This window comes from Kitasatospora sp. MMS16-BH015, assembly GCF_002943525.1.
In the GTDB taxonomy this organism is placed as follows: Bacteria; Actinomycetota; Actinomycetes; order Streptomycetales; family Streptomycetaceae; genus Kitasatospora.
The window spans coordinates 5,701,556-5,721,143 of record NZ_CP025394.1 but is presented as its reverse complement, the minus strand read 5'-3'; the positions used below and the strand labels follow the sequence as shown (position 1 = coordinate 5,721,143).

The window sequence follows — 19,588 nt, the reverse complement described above, 5'->3', positions numbered from 1 at the left end:
CGTGAGTGAGCTGAACCGCACAGGTGCCACCGGGCTGCCGGTGGTCACCGCCGACCTGGCCGTACCGCCCCAGGCGCGTGCCAACGCCGTCCACAGCGCCGCGGCGCCCGACGCCCGAACCACCGCAGATGCCGTGCACCCGAAGGACAGCCATCGGATGACCCAGCCGACCGATCCGACGCCGGAGCCGCAGCCCGCCGTCACCCCAGACGCGAGCGCCCCGGAGCCGGCCGAGGAGGAGGCGCCCGTGCTGCCCGCCCAGACGCCCCACCGCTCCGGTGCGCCGGACCGGGAGGCGGCCCGGGCGCTGTTCGTCCGGCTCGCGGAGCTGCCCGAGGGGTCGCCCGAGCGGGTCGAGCTGCGCAACCAGCTGGTCCGGATGCACATCCCGCTGGTCGAGCACCTGGCCCGGCGCTTCCGCAACCGCGGCGAGCCGCTGGACGACCTCACCCAGGTCGCCACCATCGGGCTGATCAAGTCGGTGGACCGCTTCGACCACGAGCGCGGGGTGGAGTTCTCCACCTACGCGACCCCGACCATCGTCGGCGAGATCAAGCGGCACTTCCGCGACAAGGGCTGGGCGGTCCGGGTGCCGCGCCGGCTCCAGGAGCTGCGGCTGTCGCTCACCACGGCGACCAGTGAGCTCTCCCAGCGGCACGGCCGCTCCCCCACGGTGCACGAGCTGGCCGAGCACCTGGGCATCTCCGAGGAGGACGTGCTGGAGGGCCTGGAGTCGGCCAACGCCTACTCCACCCTCTCCCTGGACGTGCCGGACAGCGACGACGAATCGCCCGCCGTGGCGGACACCCTGGGCGCCACCGACGAGGCCCTGGAGGGCGTCGAGTACCGCGAGTCGCTCAAGCCGCTGCTCGCCCAACTCCCGCCCCGGGAGCAGAAGATCCTCGTCCTGCGGTTCTTCCGGAACATGACCCAGTCGCAGATCGCCACCGAGGTCGGCATCTCCCAGATGCACGTGTCCAGGCTGCTGGCCCGGACCCTCGCGCAGCTGCGCGAGAAGCTCTTGGTCGAAGAGTAACCACCAGGGGCGCGGGGAACTGCGCGAAGTCGGCAGGGCAGAGGTCCGCGCCTTCCGAGCTCGCGCAGCTTGGGTTCTAGGAGTCGTTGCAACACCCCAGTTCAGGGGATGCGATGGACTTCGAGATCCGTGGCAACCGCAGACCGCAGGGTCGGCGGAAGCTGCTGCGGGAGCGGGCGGCATACTCCCGGCTCGTGCAGCAGGGCGTGAGCAACACCGAGGCATGCCGGATCGTCGGCGTCGACCGCAGGACCGGCCAGAAGTGGCGTAACGGGCGCAAGCCGACCGGCACCCAGCGCACGGCGCCGGCTCCCCTCGACCTCGACGGGAAGCCGGCGCCGCCGACCGGGCCGGCAGGGCGGTCACGGTTCCTGACCGAGGCGGAACGGATCCACATCGCCGACCGGCTGCGGGAGAAGGCCACCGTCCGGGCAATCGCCGCGGAACTCGGCCGCAGCCCGTCCACCGTCAGCCGGGAGATCACCCGCAACGCCCACCCGGTCAGCGGCGCCTACCGCCCGCACGCGGCCCAGGCCCGCGCGAACGCCCGCCGGCCCCGCCCCAAACCGCGCAAGATCGGGCAGACTCCCGAGCTGCGGGACTTCATCCAGCACCTCCTGGACCTGAGGTGGAGCCCGGAGCAGATCTGCCAGGCTCTACGGGAAACCTTCCCCGACCGGCCGGAGATGCACGTGGCTGTCGAAACCGTCTACCAGACCCTCTACCTCCAGGGCCGGGGCGAGTTGCGCCGCGAGGTCGCCGCCGCCCTGCGCACCGGCCGGGCCCGGCGGATCCCGCACCGGCAGGCCGCCACCCGCCGCCCCCGCTTCGCCCACCCCATGGTCATGATCAGCGAACGCCCCGCGGAGGCGGACGACCGGGCCGTCCCCGGCCACTGGGAGGGCGACCTGATCATCGGCAAGGACGGCGCCTCGGCGATCGGCACCCTGGTCGAGCGCGCCACCCGCTACGTCATGCTCCTGCACCTCCCGGCCGGCCGCGGCGCCGAACAGGTCCGCGACGCCCTCGTGGCGACCGTCCAGACCCTGCCCGCCCACCTCAGGCGGTCCCTGGCCTGGGACCAGGGCGCCGAGATGGCCCGGCACGCCGACTTCACGATCGCCACCGACGTCCCGGTCTACTTCTGCGACCCCGCCAGCCCCTGGCAGCGCGGCTCCAACGAGAACACCAACGGCCTGCTCCGCCAGTACTTCCCCAAGGGCACCGACCTGTCCGTCCACAGCCCCGAACACCTGGCCGCCGTCGCCGCCCAACTCAACGGCCGCCCACGCAAAACGCTCGACTGGGACACCCCAGCCGAGCGCCTGCATAAACTCCACACGGCCTAGACAACCAACCACGTGTTGCAACGACCGCTAGAAACCACCCAGTTCCCCGCGCCCCTGGGTAGTGCCACTCACCCGTAGAGGGTGTGCGTCACCTTCGGGTTGAGCAGCAGGACGATCCCCGCGAGGCCGAGCACCGCGACGGCCACCGCCCCGGCCGGCTGCACCGGCCACATGAAGTACGCCACCGGCAGGCAGAGCGAGTTGGTCAGCACGGCCGGGCTCCGGCCCCAGCGGCGGCCGCGCAGCAGGGCCCGGCCGGCGAGCAGCGGCAGCAGGCCCATCACCAGCAGGATCACCCCGCCGAACTCGCTGCGGCCGAGGTCGGCCGAGGGGCCGGTCAGGCCGCTGACCAGGTCGTAGACGCCCCACCCGGCGAGGGCGGCGCCCTCCAGCAGGGTGATCGCGGCACCGACGATCAGGGGGGTGGGCTTGGCGGGGGTGCTGGTCTCCGTGGTCACCCCAGCAGGGTACGTCGCCGCCCGCCCGGCGCTCGGACGGGGCGGGCACGTCCGATCGCGGCGCGGCGCCCCGTAGGCTGAGCGCCATGCGCGCTCTCCTGGTCGTGAACCCGAAGGCGACCACCACCAGCGGACGGACCCGCGACGTCCTGACCCACGCTCTGCGCAGCGACCTGAAGCTGGAGGTCGCGCACACCGAGTACCGGGGCCACGCCCGGGATCTGGCGCGCTCGGCGGCCGAGGACGGCACGGTGGACCTGGTGGTGGCCCTCGGGGGCGACGGCACCGTCAACGAGGTCGTGAACGGCCTCCTGGCCCATGGGCCGGCCGACCGGCTGCCCCGCCTGGCGGTGGTCCCGGGCGGCTCCACCAACGTCTTCGCCCGCGCGCTGGGCCTGCCGAACGACCCCGTGGAGGCGACCGGGGCACTGCTCGACGCGCTGGAGCACCGCCGCGAGCGGGCGATCAGCCTGGGCAAGGCGATGACCGAGGGCGTGCCGGACCGCTGGTTCACCTTCACCGCGGGGCTCGGCTTCGACGCCGGCGTGGTCGGCCGGGTCGAGGAGCAGCGCAAGGCCGGGCGGAAGTCAACTCACGCCCTGTACGTCAACCAGGCGCTCCGGCACTACGTCACGGAGCGTGAACACCGTCGTTCGGGTCCGATCACCCTTGAGCTGAACGGGCAAGAACCCGTGCCCGGTCTGGTGATGACCATAGTTTCCAACACCTCTCCGTGGACGTATCTCGGCAACCGTCCGGTGCTCCCTTCGCCGGGCGCCTCCTTCGAGAAGGACCTCGACGTCTTCGGCATCACTCGAATGACCGCGTTCGGCACGGCTCGAACGGTCCGTCAGATTCTGCGCTCGCACACGCCTGCGGACACGGCCGAGCGGCCGGTCGGCCCAAGGGGCAAGCACGTCGTCTCCTATCACGACGTCCGACACTTCACCTTGGTTTCAGAGGAACCGGCCCCATTTCAGGTCGACGGGGACCACCTTGGAGACAGGAGTCGCGTCAGTTTCACAGGCGTTCGGCGGGCACTGCGTGTGATTGTGTGACCAGAAGGGGGCTCGACCCTTCTTCTCGAACGCACAAGCCCCCTTCACCCCTAAGAAGTACGGGCTGTGAGCTATGCGACACCGAAGAATCAAAAATTCCTCACCGAAGGGGGTTGTATCCGAGCCCGAGGTTTGCGAACCTCTACATGGCGATCGGGACACGTCGCAGCACGGAGTCCCTTGATAGCCCGAACCCCACCCCAGCACAGACCACCCCGGCCTGATCAGGCCTTTGGTCCCTTTTGCTGTTGCGGGATTCGTGAAAGCGTTCACATTCACAAGCCACCACGATTGCGTCGGCCGGGGCCACAGCCCTACCGACCGGAGGAGTTGGACGAACATGGACTGGCGCCACCGCGCTGTCTGCCGCGAAGAGGACCCGGAGCTGTTCTTCCCGATCGGGAACACCGGCCCTGCTCTGCTGCAGATCGAGGAAGCCAAGGCCGTGTGCCGCCGCTGCCCCGTCATGGAGCAGTGCCTGCAGTGGGCACTCGAGACCGGCCAGGACGCCGGCGTCTGGGGCGGCATGAGCGAGGACGAGCGTCGTGCGATGAAGCGCCGCGCTGCCCGCAACCGCGCCCGCACCGCCTGACCCGCTGCCTTCACGGCACACCGCACGACCCGATCAACTCATGATCAAGGGCTTCGCCGCTCCTTCGGCCGAAGCCTTCCGCAGCGCGGATCACGCCCCGTCCCACAGTCGGGCGAGATCGTGCGACGCCGAGCGGCCCTGGCACTTGATACTGTTCACTTAGAGCAATATTGTGGACCTAGGGCGCTCACCGTGTGCAACGCACCGGGCGTCACAGCACCACCACGAGCCCCCGTTCCGGCCGACTCCCCCCGACGGCCGGAACGGGTTGAGAGGCCCTGCCGACCCACCCCCCCCGGTCGGCAGGGCCTCGTTTCGCTCTCCGGGCCTGCCCGCGCGGGCCCTCAACTCCCCTCCCCCGCACTGCGGTTACCGCACGGGGATCTCCAGCACCACCTTCGTCCCGCCGCCCGGCGCGGCCACCATGTCGAAGGTGCCGCCGAGCTCGTTGGTGGCCAGGGTGCGGACGATCTGCAGCCCGAGATTGCCCGCCTGCTGCGGGTCGAAGCCCTCCGGCATGCCCTGGCCGTCGTCCTGCACGGTGATCAGCAGGTACTCCTCCGGCTTGGCCCCGCCGTTCCAGCTCTCCGACCAGCCCGTCCCCCGCGCCGGGGCCCGCCCGCGCAGCGCGCTGACCTCCAGGTGGCCGCCGGCCTTCGGGCCGAACGCGTGCTCCAGCGCGTTCTGCAGCAGCTCGGTGAGCACCATCGCCAGCGGGGTGGCCACCTCGGCGGCCAGGATGCCGAAGCTGCCGGTGCGCTTGGTGGCCACCCGGCCGTCCTGGGAGAGCTCCATGACCATGGCCAGCACCCGGTCGGCGATCTCGTCGAAGGCGACCTGCTCGTCCAGGGTCTGCGAGAGCGTCTCGTGCACGATGGCGATCGAGCCGACCCGGCGCACCGCCTCGTCCAGCGCGGCCCGGCCGGCCTCCGAGTCCATCCGGCGGGACTGCAGCCGCAGCAGCGCGGCCACCGTCTGGAGGTTGTTCTTCACCCGGTGGTGGATCTCCCGGATGGTCGCGTCCTTGGTCATCAGCTCCCGGTCGCGCCGGCGCAGCTCGGTGACGTCCCGGGCCAGCACCAGCGAGCCGGTCAGCGTGCCCTTGGGCTTGAGCGGGATGGCCCGCAGGGTCACCACCCCGCCCTGGGCCTCCACCTCGGTCTGCCGCGGCGCCCAGCCGCTGGCCAGCTTCACCAGTGCCTCGTGCACCGCCCCGCGCGACGGGGGCGCCAACTCGGCCGTGGTGCGGCCCAGATGACTGCCCACCAGGTCCGTGGTGAGGCCCAGGCGGTGGTAGGCGGAGAGCGCGTTGGGGCTCGCGTAGGTGACGATCCCGTCGGCGTCCAGCCGGATCAGGCCGTCGCCGACCCGGGGGGCGGCGTCCATGTCGGTCTGCTCGGCGCCCGGGTAGGGGAAGGTGCCGGCCGCGATCATCTGGGCCAGGTCGGAGGCGCTCTGCAGGTAGGTGAGCTCCAGCCGGCTGGGTGTGCGGACGGTCAGCAGATTGGTGTTCCGGGCGATCACCCCGAGCACCTTGCCCTCGCGCCGGACGGGGATCGACTCCACCCGCACCGGCACCTCCTCGCGCCACTCCGGGTCGCCCTCGCGGACGATCCGCCCCTCGTCGAAGGCCGCGTCGAGCAGCGGCCGGCGACCCCGGGGCACCAGGTGGCCGACCATGTCGTCCTGGTACGAGGTGGGGCCGGTGTTGGGCCGCATCTGGGCCACCGAGACGTACCGGATGCCGTCCCAGGTGGGGATCCAGAGCACCAGGTCGGCGAAGGAGAGGTCGGAGAGCAGCTGCCACTCCGAGACCAGCAGGTGGAGCCACTCCACGTCGGCACCGGTGAGGGTGGTGTGGCGGCGGACGAGATCGTTCAGCGAGGGCACAGCCCGAGCGTAGCCCCCGGCGAGGCCAGGGGCCGCCAGGAGGTGCGTCCACGGAGTTGTCCAGACCAATCCGCGGGCAGCCCTGGACATCCAGATTGGTCTAGTCCACAATGAAAGTGCACCAAGGAGAGGCCCCCCGCGCAACTGCCCTGACCGCGCGAGGCCGCTCCTCGGTCGGTCGCCCGAAGACCGGTAGCCCCGCACAGCTCCCGGCCACCACGGCGCCCGACGACAGCTCCGGGCTGCGGTGCCGCACAGGTTGAGGGTCCTGTGTCGGCGCCGTGGCCCGTAGTGTTTTCCGGCCCACCCGCCGGTACGACTGAGGCCCCATCCGAACGGACGGGGCCTCAGTCGTACCGGCGGCAGGTCAGTGCGTCTCGGTGACCTTGGCGAGGGCGCGCGGGGCGTCCGGGTCCTGGCCGCGGGCGATGGTGACCTCGTAGGCGAGCTGCTGGAGCGGGAGGATCTCCAGGATCGGCTGGACCTCCTCGGGGACGCCGGCCGGGAGGGCGAAGCCGGCCGAGGCGGCGTCGACCTGCTCCTGCTGGCCGATCACCACGAGGTCGGCGCCCCGGCCGCGCAGGCGGTCCAGGACGGGCTGGAGGGCCTCGCCGCCCTTGCCGTCGGGCACGATCGCGATGACCGGGGAGACGTTGTCGACCATGGCCAGCGGGCCGTGCAGCAGGTCGGCGCCGGAGAACGGGGAGGCCGGGATGTAGGTGGTCTCCATGAGCTTCAGCGCGGCCTCGCGGGCCGTCGGGTAGCCGTAGCCGCGCGAGGTGAGCACCAGGCGCTGCGCGAAGCGGTACCGCTCGGCCAGCGCCTTGACCTCGGCCTGGCGGGCCAGGATGCCGGCGGCCAGCTCGGGCAGCGCCTTGGCGGCGGAGCCGTCGCCGCCACGCAGGCCCTCGACCAGCAGGTAGAGGGCGAGCAGCTCGGCGGTGTAGGTCTTGGTGGCCGGCAGCGCCTTCTCCGGGCCCGCCAGCACGTCGATGTGGAACTCGGAGACCTCGGCCAGCGGCGAGCCGGCGTTGTTGGTCACCGCCAGGGTGATCGCACCGGCCTCGCGGGCGGCCTTGGTGGAGGCCACCAGGTCGGGCGAGCCGCCGGACTGGCTGACGGTGATGACCAGGCAGTCGGTGAGGTCCGGCTTGGCGCCGTAGGCGGTGGTGGTGGACATCGAGGTCAGGCCGGCCGGCTTGCCCAGCAGCACCTCGACCAGGTACTTGGCGTACAGCGCGGCGTTGTCGGAGGTGCCGCGGGCGGTCAGCAGCACGAACCGGGGGTTGCGGGCGGCGATCTCGGCCGCGATCTCGCGGATCTTGGGCGCGCCCTCGTCGAGGATGCGCTGGAGGACGGCCGGCTGCTCGGCCATCTCCGCCGCCATGATGCGGCCGGGAACGGGGGTGGCCCCGAAGGGAGATTGAGCCTGCGTGTCGGACATCTGATGAGCCTCCGATGAGATGGGTCCGTACCCTCCCCGGGCGGCTGCCCGGCGGAGGGACCTCTACGGCGGCGAGTCCGCACACTCGCTGCGGTGGTACAGCGTCGATCCTACGGGGCGCCGCAGGCCCGAGCCAGTTCCGTGGGCCCGGGCCGGCGGCACTGACGTGGTCAGGAGGGGTTGTTGATCAGCTGGTCGATCCGGGCGTCGGCCGCCTTGGTGGCGGCGTCCACCGAGGCGCCCTTGAAGATGTCGTTCAACATGTCGACCAGCACGTTCTGCTTCTCCACCGCTCCCCAGCCGGGGGCCAACGGGGTGAACCAGGCGTCGGCGGCCGCGTTGGCCGCGGCCGCGGTGGCGGGCTTGGCCCGGAGCGGGGCCAGCTGGGTGATGTTGTTCGGCAGGGTGTCCTTGTCGGCCAGCACCTGCTCGGACCTGGTGCTGGTGAACATCCGGATCCAGTCGGCCGCGAGCTTGGCGGCGGGCGACTTGGCCGTCACCGCGAGGTCGGAGCCGCCGATGAAGGAGGGCAGCGGCTTGTTGCCGGGCCCGGGCATGCCGGCCACCTTGAGCGAGCCGGAGAGCTTCGGGTCGCCGCCGACCGGGGCGATCGCGCCGGCCGCCTCCCAGCTGTTGCCGTAGAGCATCGCGGCCTTGGACTTGCCGAGCACCTGGGCCTGGTTGGCCTCGTTCGCGGTCAGGTCGCCGTGGTTGTAGGCCTTGACCAGGTCGACGAAGTGCTGGAGCCCGTCCTGGGACTTCTGCTCGTTGAGGGCCCCGTGCCACTGGCCGGCGCTGTCGAACCGGGCGATCGCCCCGCCGGTGGCCGAGACGTAGGACATCGCGGCGTACCAGTACGGGCCGGGCAGGTAGAGCGGGGAGAAGGACTTGTCGCCCTTGTGCTTGGCCGTCAGCTTGTCCAGGGCCGCCCGCAGGCCGTCCTCGGTGGCGGGGAAGTCGGCGCTGCCGGTGGCCTCCTGGAACATCGTGGCGTTGTAGATGCCCACCCGGGCGCCCGCGTAGTACGGCACGCAGAACAGCTTGTCCTGGTAGGTGCAGGTGTTGGCCAGGCCCTTGATCCAGCTGTCGGAGTTGTCGAAGGTGGACCGGTCCACCGCCAGCAGCGACCCGTTGAGCACGTACTTCATCGTCTCGGTGTTGCCGAGCTCGACCACGTCGGGGGCGTTGCCGGCCTTGAGCGCGGCGTCCAGCCTGTCGATCTTCTCGCCCCAGGTCTGGTAGTCGAGCCTGAGCTCGACCTTGGGGTACTTGGCGGCGAACTGGTCGTTGACCTGCTGCACCAGCTCGGGCCAGTTGGCCTGGGCCTCCGGCATCAGCCAGACCGTGACCGTCCCGGTGGCCCCCTTCGGGTCCTCCGAGGGGGCTCCCTTGGCCGGGGCGGCGGCCGAGCCGCACCCCGCCAGGGACACCAGTAGCGCCGTCACACCGATCGCGGCCAGAAGCTGACGCCTCACGCGAACCTCCGTCATTGCAGGCAGGCAAGGTCTGCGCAGTGGTACAGACCAGATGCCGGGAGCCTGGCCTAGACCACAGGTGAAGTCAACGGATGTCGAAGCGTGAATACCCTGATGTTGTCAATCCGTTGTGGAATTCTCCTTTAAGGCTCTCTTGAGGGAGCATCAACAATTCCGGTACCAACGGAAAAATCCCGGGGCCATCGGAGTATGAACTCCAACGACCCCGGGATCAGAGCGATATGACGAAGTGTCAGATGACGTTCTGTCCGGTCAGGACTTCGACGGCGGCGAGCCCGCAGACCCGCGCCGCACCGTGCGTGGCGATGTGCAGCGCGCCGACCGGCTCGGCCTGCGGCACGCCCATCTCGACCACCAGCGCGTCCGGCCGGGCCGCCACCAGGCGGGCCAGCGCGGCGGCCATCCAGGCGTGCCGGTGGGTGTCGCGGACCACCAGCACCAGGCGGCGGCCCTCGGCCCCGGCCAGCACCTGGGCGGTCAGCGCGTCCAGATCGGCCGGCGTCGCCGCGGCGGCCGGGCCGAAGCTGGCCGAGCGGGTGCCGGGCAGCCGGGCGGCGAGCATGCCGGCCACGCCCCACGGGGTCTCGTCGCCCACCGCGATGTTGGCCTGCGGGGAGAACGAGGCCACGTACGGGCGCTCGGTGACGGGGGCCGCCGGGCGGCCCGGGGCGCGGACCACCCGCAGGGCGCGGCGGGCGGCCTGCAGGCCGATCGCCAGGTCGGGCTCGACCAGCTCGCCCTGGGCCTCGATGCGGGCCCAGCTGCCGAGCGAGCGGACCCGCTCGGCGGCGGCGGCCAGCCGGTCCTCGCCGAGGCGCCCGGCGCGGACGGCCTCCACGATCGCGTCCCGCAGGTGCAGCACGGTCTCCTCGTCGGCCAGCCCGCCGCCCACGCAGATCGCGTCGGCGCCGGCGGCCAGCGCGAGCACGGTGCCCTCGCCCATCCCGAAGGTGTCGGCGATGGCGCCCATCTCGATCCCGTCGGTGACGATCAGGCCCTGGTAGCCCAGGCCCCCGTCGGCGGGCGCGGCGCGCAGCAGGTCGCTCAGCACGGCGGGGCTGAGCGTGGCGGGCAGCCGCGGGTCCAGGGCCGGGATCATGATGTGAGCGGTCATCACGGCCTTGGCCCCGGCGGCGATCGCGGCCTTGAACGGCACCAGGTCGCGCGAGCGGAGCAGGTCCACGTCCACGTCCACCACGGGCAGGCCCAGGTGGGAGTCGACGGCGGTGTCCCCGTGGCCGGGGAAGTGCTTGGCGCAGGCCGCCACGCCGACGGATTGCAGGCCCTCGACCCAGGCGGCGGTGTGCCGGGCGCAGAGCTCCGGGTCGGCGCCGAAGGAGCGGACGCCGATCACCGGGTTGCGCGGGTTGGAGTTGACGTCGGCCGAGGGCGCCCAGTTGTAGTTGACGCCGCACTCGGCCAGCGCGCGGCCGAGCTCGCGGGCCACGTCCCGGGTCAGCGCCGGGTCGTCGATCGCACCGAGGGCCAGGTTGCCCGGCCAGGAGGAGCCGGAGCCGGCCTCCAGGCGGGTGACGTCCCCGCCCTCCTCGTCGATCGCGACCAGCACGTCCGGGTTCTCGGCGCGCAGCTGCGCGGTGAGCGCCGCGAGCTGGGCCTGGTCGGTCACGTTGCGGCCGAACAGGGCCACCGAGCCGAGCCCGGCCGCCAGGTGCCGGCGGACCCAGTCGGGCGGGGTGGTGCCGACGAAGCCGGGCTGCAGGACGGTCAGCGCGTCCCGGTGCAGCTGGTCGCTGTCGGCGACCGCCGGAATGAGGATGCTCACCCCGTCACCCCTTCACCGCGCCGGCCGTGAGGCCGGAGGCGATACGACGCTGGACGAGCAGGAAGAAGATCACCACGGGGACGGCCATCATGGTCGAGCCGGCCATCATCCCGGAGTAGTCGGTGCCCCGGGTGGTGGTGAAGTTGCCCAGCCAGACGGTGGCGGTGGTGTTGTGCTGCGAGAGCAGCTGCAGCGCGTACAGGTACTCGTTCCAGGCCTGGATGAAGCCGTAGATCGCGGTGGCCACCATGCCGGGGGCGAGCAGCGGGAAGACCACCCGGACGAAGGCGCCGGTGCGGGTGCAGCCGTCCACCATCGCCGACTCCTCCAGCTCCTTGGGGATGTTCACGATGAACCCGCGCAGGGTCCAGATGGTGAACGGGAGCACGAAGGTCAGGTAGGTCAGGATGATGCCGGTGAGCTTGTCGTACTGCTTCAGGTCGTTGAGCATCAGGAAGACCGGGATGATCATCGCGACCAGCGGCACCATCTGCACCGTCAGGATGCCGACGATGACCACCTTGCGGCCGCGGAAGGCGAACCGGGAGATCGCCAGCGCCGCCAGCAGGCCGACCACCAGGCCGATCGCCACGGTGGAGCCGGCGATGATCAGGCTGCGGGTGACCGGGCCCCAGAAGTCGGAGACCTGGAGCGCGCGGTGGAAGTTCTCGGTGGAGAGCGGGAAGGGCAGGAACTTCGGGCTCGGCGCGATCGCGTACTTGGACGGCTTCAGCGCGGTGTTGACCATCCAGTACACCGGGAAGCCGATGACCAGCGCGACCAGCAGGCCGATCACGTTGTAGACGCCGCGGCCCTTGGGCTTGGGCTGCTTCACCTTGGGGGCCTTCACCTCGGGGGCCTTCGCGGCCGGGCTCTCAGCGGTGGCGGTGCTCACTCGACCTCTCCGATCTTCAGCATCTGGCGCATGTACACGGCGATCACGCCGAGCAGCAGCAACACGGTCAGCAGGGCGATGGCCGAACCCATCGAGTAGTCGTTGACCACGAAGGCCTTGTCGTACGAGTACGTGGTCAGCAGCTGGTACTCGGGCTCGGGGTGGCCGCTGCGCATCAGGAAGACCTGGGGGAAGACGCCCATGTCCCAGATGACGGAGAGGGTGGCCAGCATGACGATGATCGGCTTCAGCACCGGCAGGGTGACGTAGCGGAAGACCTTGAAGGCGCCGGCCCCGTCCATCCGGGCGGCCTCCTCCAGCTCCTTGGGCACCTGGGTCAGGCCGGCGTGCAGGGTGATCGCGACGAACGGCACCGCGCCCCAGACGACCAGCGCCATGATGATCGTGAAGCCCTGGGTGGAGGAGGTGAACCAGTTGTGCCGGCTGAAGTCCACCCCGGGGATCTGGCTGAACAGCCAGTTCACGACGCCGTAGTCGGTGTCGAACATCCACTTGAAGACGGTGACGGCGACCACGATCGGCATCGCCCAGCTCGCCACCAGGGCGATGTTGATCAGCGTCTTGACCCAGCCGGAGACCCGCATCAGCAGCATCGCGATGAGCATGCCGAGCACCATGGTGAACACCACGGCGCCGCCCGCGAAGAGGATGGTGCGGACCACGACGGCCCAGAAGGTGCTGTCGCCCAGCACCGCGGTGAAGTTCTGGAAGCCCACCCACTCGGTCGGCTGGAAGCCCCAGAGCTGGGACTGGCCGAACTTCTGGAAGGACAGGGTGGCCAGCCGCACCAGCGGGTAGCCCAGCACCACGGCCAGCACCAGCATGGTCGGGGCCAGCAGCAGCCACGGCACGGCCATCCCGCTGAAGCGCTTGCCGCGCGGCAGGCCCGCGGCTCTGGCGGGTGCCTCCCCGGCCGGGGCTGAAGAGGGCCGCTTCGGCGGCACCTTCGCGGTGGATGTCTCGGCACTCATCACGTGCTCCTCAGCTACGCCTGGCGCTTGCAAACTTCAGTGGCCCTCGTGGGGTGGGCCCGTGCCCGATGACGGCGGGTGGCCCGCCGTCCCCCTTCCGGCGAAGGGGGACGGCGGGCCGGGGTGCGGATCAGGCGTTGTTGATGACGGCGTCGATCTGGGTGTCGACGTCCTTGACGGCCGCCTCGACGGTCTTCTTGCCCTGGGCGATGTCCTGGAGGGCGTTCTGCAGGATGTTCGCCTTCTCGACCTGGAGCCAGCCCGGCGCGGTCGGGACGAACCAGCTGATCTCGGCGGCCTGGGCCGACGGGCCAACCTTCGCGTCGGTCTTGAGCGGGGCCAGCTGGGTCTTGTTGTTCGGCAGGTTGCCGGCCTTGATGAGGGCCTCCTGCGCCTTGCTGTTGGTGAAGGCGTTGATCCACTCGGCGGCGGCGCCCTGGGCCTTCGACTTGACCGGGACGACCAGGTCCGAGCCGCCGAGGAAGGTGGAGAGCGGCTTGCCGGACGGGCCGGGCATCACGAAGGAGACCAGGTTGTCCTTGAGCTTGCCACCGGTCTTGTCGAACTTCGGGTCGGCGGCGGAGCCACCCTCCCAGCCGGCGCCGTAGATCATGCCCGAGGTGCCCAGACCGTAGACGATGTAACGGTCGGAGTCGTCCTTGGTCAGGTCGCCCTTCATGTACTTGGAGACGGAGTCCTTCCAGGCGTTCAGGCCCTTGATCGCCTCCGGGCTCTCCAGGGTGGCCTTCCACTTGCCGCCGTCCTGCTTGGCGATCTGGCCGCCCGCGTCCGCGACGTAGGACATCGCGGCGTACCAGTCGCGGGAGGGCTGGTAGAAGGCGGAGAACTTGTCGCCCTGCTTGGCCTGGATCTTGTCCAGGGCCGCGGTCAGCTCGGCGTAGGTGGTCGGCGCGGCGGTCACGCCGGCGTCGGCGGCGATGTCCTTGCGCCAGGTGGCCACGCGGGCACCGGCGTAGTACGGCACGCCGTAGGTCTTGCCGTTGTACTCGGCGGAGGCCTTGAGGCCGTCCAGCCAGGCGGAGCTGTTCTCGAACTTCGCGGGGTCGAGCGGGGCCAGCGCGCCCTTGATCATGTAGGGCAGGGTCTCGGTGTTGCCCATCTCGACCACGTCCGGCACCTGGTCGGTGGCGAGGACCGAGTCGAGCTTCGGGTTCTTGTCCTTCCACCCGTAGTACTCGTGGTTGATCTTGATGCCCGGGTACTTGGCGGTCAGCGCGTCGTCCGCGGTCTTGACCAGGTCGGGCCAGTTCTGCTGGGCGTCGACCGTCAGCCAGACGGTGAGCGCGGTGGGGGCCGCGTCCTTGCCGCCGCCGGTGCTCTTGGCGTCCGAACCACAAGCCGCCACGCCGACGACCATTGCTGCGACGCCGACCGCCGCGATGAGCTGACGCTTCACGCCATCCTCCTGAGGGATGCCCAAAGTATTTGAGTACTCAACAGAGCCCACCCAGCAGCAGCGGCGTCGACATACCCACACAATTCGGCAGGAATTGGCATCGCGGAGCCATGGGACGGGGTTGGAATTCATCGAGTGGTCAACAGAGGTGTAGACCAGATGCCTGGAGCTTGGCCTAGACCAATGGGCGTGTCAACGGCTCCGGGGATGATCGAGGGCACCCGTTATCAAGCCGACACCGCTCATCGCTCATCGTGTGATGCGCTCCCCGTTCACCTGACATACGTGCAACGATGTGGTCCGTTAACACGGTGGCGGGGCCAGCGGCTGGCCCCGCGAACAGCGGGAGAGACGGCAGATGACCAGCGACGGGGGCAGCACGGCCCAGGTGAGCGACGCCCAGGCGAAGAGCCTCCCGACGCAGGCCCCGGCCGACCAGACCGCCCGGGTGCCCAAGTACTACGGACTCAAGCGGCACCTGCTCCAGCTGACCGAGACCCAGCCGGCCGGCACCCCCGTACCGCCCGAGCGCGCGCTGGCCGCCCAGTTCGACACCTCCCGCACCACCGTCCGGCAGGCCCTGCAGGAGCTGGTCGTCGAGGGCAGGCTCGAGCGGATCCAGGGCAAGGGCACCTTCGTGGCCAAGCCCAAGGTGGCCCAGGCCCTCCAGCTCACCTCCTACACCGAGGACATGCGGGCCCAGGGCCTGGAGCCCACCTCCCGGCTGATCGAGATCGGCTACGTCACCGCCGACGACCACCTCGCCCCGCTGCTCGACATCAAGCCCGGCAGCCGGGTGCTGCGGATCGAGCGCCTGCGCCTGGCCAACGGCGACCCGATGGCCATCGAGGTCGCGCACCTCTCCGCCAAGCGCTTCCCGGCGCTGCGCCGCAACCTCGCCAAGCACAACTCCCTCTACACCGCGCTGCGCGAGGTCTACGGGGTCACCGTGGCCGAGGCCGAGGAGACCATCGAGACCACCCTGGCCAACCCGCGCGAGGCCGGCCTGCTCGGCTCCGACCTGGGCCTGCCGATGCTCCAGCTCTCCCGGCACTCCTTCGACGCCGAGGGGGCGCCCGTGGAGTGGGTGCGCTCCATCTACCGCGGCGACCGCTACAAGTTCATCACCCGCCTGCAGCGCCCCGGGAGCTGAGCCCACGGGGCATCAGACCTGACAGCACGCCATCCGGCATCCGGGAAATTCGGCGAAACCTAGTGACACGGATCACTCCGTACCCCTAGGTTTCACGCCGTATATCCGATCACCGAGCCGGAGGTGCCCACGATGGCGTCCGCACCGAATCCACCCGCCACCGTCCCGGTGGTGACACCGGAACGCGTCCTGGCGGTGATCAGCCTCGCGGTGCCGGTGGTCGCCCTGCTCTGGGTCTCCTCCTACGCGAAGCTGACGCCGAAGCTGGGCGGGGTGCCGTTCTTCTACTGGTACCAGATCATGTGGATCCCGCTCTCGGCGGTCTTCACCTGCGCGGCCTACTTCCTGCTCAACCGGGACGAGAAGAACCGCAAGGCCGCGAAGGCGGGTGACGCGAAGTGAAGCACGGCGTCAACGTCACCGCGCTCGTGGTGTTCGTCCTCTTCTTCCTGCTCGTCACCGTGATGGGCTTCCTCGCCTCCCGCTGGCGCCGGGCCGACGACGCCCAGAACCTGGACGAGTGGGGTCTGGGCGGCCGCAGCTTCGGCACCTGGGTCACCTGGTTCCTGCTGGGCGGCGACCTCTACACCGCGTACACCTTCATCGCCGTCCCGGCGGCGGTCTACGGCGCGGGCGCGGCCGGCTTCTTCGCGGTGCCGTACACGATCATCGCGTACCCGCTGGTCTTCCTCTTCCTGCCCCGGCTCTGGTCGGTGGCCCGGGTGCGCGGCTACGTCACCCCGGCCGACTTCGTCCGCGGGCGGTACGGCTCCAAGGGCCTCTCGCTGGCCGTGGCGCTCACCGGCATCCTGGCCACCATGCCGTACATCGCGCTCCAGCTGGTCGGCATCCAGGCCGTGCTCGACACCCTCGGGGTGGGCGGCGGCGCGAACAGCAACTGGTTCGTCAAGGACCTGCCGCTCTTCCTGGCCTTCGCGGTGCTGGCGGCCTACACCTACTCCTCCGGCCTGCGGGCCCCGGCGCTGATCGCCTTCGTCAAGGACACCCTGGTCTACATCGTGATCATCGTCGCGGTGATCTACATCCCGCTGCGGCTCGGCGGGTACGGCCACATCTTCGACACCGCGGCGGCCAAGTTCAGCCAGCTCAACCCGGCCACCCACAAGCCGGTCGGCTCGCTGGTGACCGCCCCGCAGGCGCAGTGGGCCTACGCGACGCTCGGCCTCGGCTCGGCGCTGGCCCTCTTCATGTACCCGCACACCGTCACCGGCGTGCTGGCCGCCAAGTCGCGCAACACCGTGCGCCGCAACATGGCGATCCTGCCCGCGTACTCGCTGATGCTCGGCCTGCTCGCGCTGCTCGGCTTCATGGCCATCGCGGCCGGCATGGGCAAGGGCGTCAAGGGCTACAACGCCCAGCTGGCGGTGCCCCAGCTGTTCGACAACCTCTTCCCGGACTGGTTCACCGGCGTGGCCTTCGCCGCGATCGGGATCGGCGCCCTGGTGCCGGCCGCGATCATGTCGATCGCCGCGGCCAACCTCTTCACCCGCAACATCTACAAGGAGTTCCTGAAGCCGGGGGCCACCCCGGAGCAGGAGACCAAGGTCGCCAAGATCGCCTCGCTGCTGGTGAAGGTCGGCGCGCTGGCCTTCGTCCTCGGCATGGACAAGCAGTTCGCCATCAACCTCCAGCTGCTGGGCGGGCTCTGGATCCTGCAGACCTTCGTTTCGATCGTCGGCGGGCTCTTCACCCGCTGGTTCCACCGCTGGGCGCTGCTGGCCGGCTGGGCGGTGGGCATGGCCTACGGCACCTGGAAGACCTACGGCATCTCCACCCCGGCCACCAAGCACTTCGGCGGCAACACCGCGCTCATCCCCGGCATCGGCGAGATCGGCTTCATCGGCCTGACCGCCTTCGTGCTCAACCTGCTCGTGGCCGTGGTGCTCACCCTGGTCCTCAAGGCCGTGAAGGCCCCCGAGGGCGCCGACGAGACCAGCAAGGCGGACTACACCGCCGACGCCGGCGACAAGGCCGTGGACGACGCCCCCGCGCCCGCCATAGCGCACTGACCGCGCGAGCCACCGTCCACGCGCCACCAACCGCCACCGGGGCGCACTCCCCCGCCCCAGCGCACGCCCTGTGATCGCGCCGTCTCCTCCCTCAACACTGGAGGAGGCGGCGCGATCATCTTGTCGTACGCCAACCAGCAGATGTCATCGACCAACGGGGAGCACCGGCCATGGCAGAACTCGATGCACAGACCCTCGACAGCGCCCCCTCCCGCAACGGCCACCGGGCCGTCCGCCGACTGCCCTCGGTGCTGATCGCCACCCGGCACGGGGAGAGCACCGCCAACGTCGAGTTCCAGCTCGCCGCCGAGACGGGGGCGCTGACGGTGCCGATCACCTCCAGGGACGCCGACATCCCGCTCTCCCCGCACGGCCGCGGCCAGGCCCAGCGACTCGGCGAGTGGTGGGCCGCCCTGCCGCCGGCCGACCGGCCGCGCTCGGTCTGGTGCTCCCCCTACCTGCGCACCGCCGACACCGCCCGCACCGCCCTGGCCCGGGCCTCCGGCCTGGGCTCCGTCCCGGCCGGCCTGCCGATCCGCTACGACGAGCGCCTGCGCGACAGAGAGCTCGGCATCCTGGAGATGCTCACCCAGCCCGCGATCGAGAAGGAACACCCCGCCGAGGCCGCCCGCCGCCGCAAGATGGGCGAGCTCTACTACCGCCCGCCCGGCGGCGAGTCCTTCCTCGACGTGGCCCTGCGCATCCGCAGCTGCCTGCGCGACATCTGCGAGGAGGAGGCCGGCCGGCCCGTCCTGCTCGTCTCGCACGACTGCCCGGTCCTGATGCTCCGCTACGTCCTCGACCGCCTCACCGAGCCCGAACTCCTCGCCCTCCTCCCGGTCGGCAACTGCTCCACCGCCCTCTGGCGCTCCGACGGCACCGCCCTGCGCCCCGAGCAGTGGAACTCGGTGAGCCACCTCTAGGAGGCCGTCCCGAAGGTGCGGCGGTAGGTCTGGGGGGTGGTGCCGAGCCAGCGGGTGAAGTGGTGACGCAGGGTGGCGGCGTTGCCGAAGCCGGAGTGAGCGGCGACGGTGTCCACCGGTTCGGTGGTGGATTCGAGCAGGCGCTGGGCGTGCAGCAGGCGCTGGTTGGTGAGCCAGCGGTGCGGGGTGGTGCCGGTCTCCTGCTGGAAGCGGCGTGCGAAGGTGCGCGGGGACATGTGGGCCCGGGCGGCCAGCTGGTCGACCGTCAGCTCCTGGTCCAGGTGGTGGCGCAGCCACTCCAGCAGGGGCGCCAGCGAATCCGCCGAGCACTCCGGCAGCGGCCGGGCCACGTACTGGGCCTGGCCGCCCTCCCGGTGCGGGGCCACCACCATCCGCCGGGCGATCCCCCGGGCCACCTCGGCCCCCTGGAGCTTGCGCACCAGGTGCAGGCAGGCGTCGATCCCGGCCGCCGTGCCGGCCGAGGTGATCACCGGGTCCTCGTCCACGTAGAGCACGTCCGGCTCGACCGTGGTGTGCGGGAAGCGCTCGGCCATCCGGTCGGCGTGCCGCCAGTGCGTGGTGCTGCGGCGGCCGTCCAGCAGCCCGGCGGCGCCCAGCAGGTAGGAGCCGTTGCAGATCGAGAGCACCCGCGAGCCGCGGCCCACCACCGCCCGCAGGGCGGCCAGCAGCGGCTCGGGGTACTCCTCCCGGACACCGGTGGCGGCCGCGATCACCAGATCGGCCTCGGCCAGCCGCTCGACCCCGTACGGCACGTCCACCGTGAAGCCGGCGTGGGTGGGCAGCGGCCCGGGCCGGTCGGAGGCCAGCGCGAAGTCGTAGACCGGCTGGCCGTCGTCACTCCGATCGAGGCCGAACACCTCGCAGGCCACGCCGAGTTCGAAGGGGTGGACGGGTGCCAGCACCACGGCCACGACGTTCTGCAGACGGGGGTTCAGCTGTGCTGCCATGCCGACCAGCCTGGCACTGGCAGGATTTCGATGCAAGTGGTCGTTTCTGCCACTCGTCCGAGCCGCCGCCCGCGAGGAGCCTGGAGGCATGACCTCGATCACGC

The 19,588-nt window shown here is 70.8% G+C and carries 17 protein-coding genes; 8 read left to right on the top strand and 9 right to left on the bottom strand.

The annotated features are described in order from the left end of the window. Position 1 precedes the first annotated feature (1 nt). On the top strand, positions 2–1,036 hold the full coding sequence (locus CFP65_RS24745) for an RNA polymerase sigma factor SigF (protein WP_254552550.1): 1,035 nt from the start codon (positions 2–4) through the stop codon (positions 1,034–1,036). Positions 1,037–1,242: 206 nt separating this feature from the next. Then, the gene (locus CFP65_RS24740) at positions 1,243–2,385 is read left to right on the top strand and encodes an IS30 family transposase (RefSeq protein ID WP_371682514.1); all 1,143 of its coding nucleotides are present in this window, start codon (positions 1,243–1,245) and stop codon (positions 2,383–2,385) included. 68 nt (positions 2,386–2,453) lie between these two features. On the opposite strand, the gene CFP65_RS24735 is transcribed toward CFP65_RS24740, so the two are convergent. Next, a complete protein-coding gene (locus CFP65_RS24735; RefSeq protein WP_104818257.1) occupies positions 2,454–2,843 on the bottom strand; it encodes a hypothetical protein in 390 nt (129 codons plus the stop codon). Positions 2,844–2,929: 86 nt separating this feature from the next. On the opposite strand from CFP65_RS24735, the gene CFP65_RS24730 reads away from it, so the two are divergent. Together CFP65_RS24730 and CFP65_RS24725 are read left to right on the top strand one after the other, a co-directional pair. Continuing rightward, complete coding sequence (locus tag CFP65_RS24730) at positions 2,930–3,901, top strand: diacylglycerol kinase family protein (protein WP_104818256.1); 972 nt, start codon at positions 2,930–2,932, stop codon at positions 3,899–3,901. A gap of 340 nt (positions 3,902–4,241) precedes the next feature. Further along, positions 4,242–4,493 carry a WhiB family transcriptional regulator gene (locus tag CFP65_RS24725; RefSeq protein WP_014138019.1) on the top strand — a complete coding sequence of 84 codons (252 nt, stop codon included), beginning with the start codon at positions 4,242–4,244 and terminating at the stop codon, positions 4,491–4,493. 369 nt (positions 4,494–4,862) lie between these two features. Here the strand turns inward: CFP65_RS24725 and CFP65_RS24720 are convergent, their stop codons facing one another. The 7 genes from CFP65_RS24720 to CFP65_RS24690 all read right to left on the bottom strand — a co-directional run bounded on the left by CFP65_RS24720 (position 4,863) and on the right by CFP65_RS24690 (position 14,410). Then, positions 4,863–6,383, bottom strand: coding sequence for a sensor histidine kinase (locus CFP65_RS24720; RefSeq protein WP_104818255.1), 1,521 nt, complete (start codon positions 6,381–6,383; stop codon positions 4,863–4,865). A 367-nt stretch (positions 6,384–6,750) separates the two neighbouring features. Next, entirely contained in the window at positions 6,751–7,827 is a 1,077-nt protein-coding gene (locus CFP65_RS24715) for an SIS domain-containing protein (protein ID WP_104818254.1), read from the bottom strand. Positions 7,828–7,997: 170 nt separating this feature from the next. Continuing rightward, complete coding sequence (locus CFP65_RS24710; protein WP_104818253.1) at positions 7,998–9,302, bottom strand: extracellular solute-binding protein; 1,305 nt, start codon at positions 9,300–9,302, stop codon at positions 7,998–8,000. Between the two features lie 253 nt (positions 9,303–9,555). After that, positions 9,556–11,106: a glycoside hydrolase family 3 protein gene (locus CFP65_RS24705; RefSeq protein WP_104818252.1), complete on the bottom strand. Its 1,551-nt coding sequence runs from the start codon at positions 11,104–11,106 to the stop codon at positions 9,556–9,558. A 4-nt stretch (positions 11,107–11,110) separates the two neighbouring features. Then, positions 11,111–11,956, bottom strand: coding sequence for a carbohydrate ABC transporter permease (locus tag CFP65_RS24700; RefSeq protein ID WP_254553095.1), 846 nt, complete (start codon positions 11,954–11,956; stop codon positions 11,111–11,113). Between the two features lie 41 nt (positions 11,957–11,997). Beyond that, complete coding sequence (locus CFP65_RS24695) at positions 11,998–12,993, bottom strand: carbohydrate ABC transporter permease (RefSeq protein ID WP_104818251.1); 996 nt, start codon at positions 12,991–12,993, stop codon at positions 11,998–12,000. Positions 12,994–13,123: 130 nt separating this feature from the next. After that, positions 13,124–14,410: an extracellular solute-binding protein gene (locus tag CFP65_RS24690; RefSeq protein WP_104818250.1), complete on the bottom strand. Its 1,287-nt coding sequence runs from the start codon at positions 14,408–14,410 to the stop codon at positions 13,124–13,126. A 358-nt stretch (positions 14,411–14,768) separates the two neighbouring features. Between CFP65_RS24690 and CFP65_RS24685 the strand changes: the two genes are divergently transcribed. From CFP65_RS24685 to CFP65_RS24670, 4 genes are all read left to right on the top strand, one after another. Further along, positions 14,769–15,563 carry a GntR family transcriptional regulator gene (locus CFP65_RS24685; protein WP_104818249.1) on the top strand — a complete coding sequence of 265 codons (795 nt, stop codon included), beginning with the start codon at positions 14,769–14,771 and terminating at the stop codon, positions 15,561–15,563. A gap of 132 nt (positions 15,564–15,695) precedes the next feature. Next, positions 15,696–15,965: a DUF3311 domain-containing protein gene (locus CFP65_RS24680; RefSeq protein WP_104818248.1), complete on the top strand. Its 270-nt coding sequence runs from the start codon at positions 15,696–15,698 to the stop codon at positions 15,963–15,965. Further along, positions 15,962–17,593, top strand: a complete 1,632-nt coding sequence (mctP, locus tag CFP65_RS24675; RefSeq protein ID WP_104818247.1) for a monocarboxylate uptake permease MctP — start codon at positions 15,962–15,964, stop codon at positions 17,591–17,593. Before CFP65_RS24680 ends, mctP begins: the two co-directional genes overlap by 4 nt. Positions 17,594–17,763: 170 nt before the next feature. Continuing rightward, positions 17,764–18,516, top strand: coding sequence for a histidine phosphatase family protein (locus CFP65_RS24670; RefSeq protein WP_104818246.1), 753 nt, complete (start codon positions 17,764–17,766; stop codon positions 18,514–18,516). Here the strand turns inward: CFP65_RS24670 and CFP65_RS24665 are convergent. After that, entirely contained in the window at positions 18,513–19,484 is a 972-nt protein-coding gene (locus tag CFP65_RS24665; protein WP_104818245.1) for a helix-turn-helix domain-containing protein, read from the bottom strand. The genes CFP65_RS24670 and CFP65_RS24665 overlap by 4 nt on opposite strands. Positions 19,485–19,588: the final 104 nt, after the last annotated feature.

Coding starts and splice junctions, on each gene's coding strand:
- CFP65_RS24730 (WP_104818256.1), top strand. CDS start 2,930: ATGCGCGCTCTCCTGGTCGTGAACCCGAAGGCGACCACCACCAGCGGA.
- CFP65_RS24725 (WP_014138019.1), top strand. CDS start 4,242: ATGGACTGGCGCCACCGCGCTGTCTGCCGCGAAGAGGACCCGGAGCTG.
- CFP65_RS24715 (WP_104818254.1), bottom strand. CDS start 7,827: ATGTCCGACACGCAGGCTCAATCTCCCTTCGGGGCCACCCCCGTTCCC.
- CFP65_RS24695 (WP_104818251.1), bottom strand. CDS start 12,993: ATGAGTGCCGAGACATCCACCGCGAAGGTGCCGCCGAAGCGGCCCTCT.
- CFP65_RS24685 (WP_104818249.1), top strand. CDS start 14,769: ATGACCAGCGACGGGGGCAGCACGGCCCAGGTGAGCGACGCCCAGGCG.
- CFP65_RS24680 (WP_104818248.1), top strand. CDS start 15,696: ATGGCGTCCGCACCGAATCCACCCGCCACCGTCCCGGTGGTGACACCG.
- CFP65_RS24670 (WP_104818246.1), top strand. CDS start 17,764: ATGGCAGAACTCGATGCACAGACCCTCGACAGCGCCCCCTCCCGCAAC.
- CFP65_RS24665 (WP_104818245.1), bottom strand. CDS start 19,484: ATGGCAGCACAGCTGAACCCCCGTCTGCAGAACGTCGTGGCCGTGGTG.